Origin of the sequence: Sphingomonas oligophenolica, from assembly GCF_039522915.1 — a bacterium.
Classification (GTDB): domain Bacteria; phylum Pseudomonadota; class Alphaproteobacteria; order Sphingomonadales; family Sphingomonadaceae; genus Sphingomonas; species Sphingomonas oligophenolica.
Genome location: NZ_BAAAEH010000081.1, coordinates 1 through 796, shown reverse-complemented (window position 1 = coordinate 796; position 796 = coordinate 1). Strand labels below are relative to the sequence as shown.

1 pseudogene is annotated in these 796 nt (G+C 62.2%); it reads left to right on the top strand.

What is annotated here, in order from left to right:
• Window positions 1–796 (top strand): annotated as a pseudogene (locus ABD050_RS28980) (IS630 family transposase); the annotation flags it as partial.

The following is a 796-nucleotide window of genomic DNA, read 5'->3' as shown; positions in this document are numbered from 1 at the left end:
ATTGACCGGAAGCCGTCAGGCCAGCCTCCACGGTTGGCTGCGGTCCATCGCGAGGCGTTGGCGGCGATCATCGAGAGCGGCCCGATACCGGCGACGCACGGGGTGGTGCGCTGGCGCCTGATCGACCTGATGCAATGGTTGTGGGACGAGTTTGCGCTGTCGGTCTCGAAATCGACGCTGAGCCGCGAGGTACGGGCGATGGGGTATCGCAAGCTCTCCGCGCGGCCCCGCCACCATGCCCAGGATCCAGAGGCGATCGAGGGCTTTAAAAAGGGGGCTTTGCAGCCGAGCTGGCGAAGGTCCGAGCGACCCTCGCGCGCGACACACCGATAGAGATCTGGTTCCAGGACGAGGCCCGGATCGGTCAAAAGAACAAGATCACCAGGCGATGGGCCCAGCGTGGCACGCGGCCGTCGGCACCGCATGATCAGCGAACGAAATCGGCCTATATCTTTGGTGCGATCTGCCCGGATCAGGGCAAGGGCGCTGGCCTGATCCTGCCCTTCTGCAATACCGAGACGATGTCGCTTCATCTCGCGGAAATCACGCTTGCCGTCGCGCCCGGCGCTCATGCCGTGCTGCTGATGGATCAGGCCGGCTGGCACATGACCGACAAGCTCGATGTTCCCGACAATATCAGCATCATCCCGATACCGTCGCGCAGCCCCGAACTGAACCCCGTCGAAAATATCTGGCAGTTCATGCGCGACAACTGGCTGTCGAACCGCATCTTCACTTCCGAAAAGGATATCGTCGACCATTGTTGCGACGCCTGGAACAAGCTCGTCGATCAGCC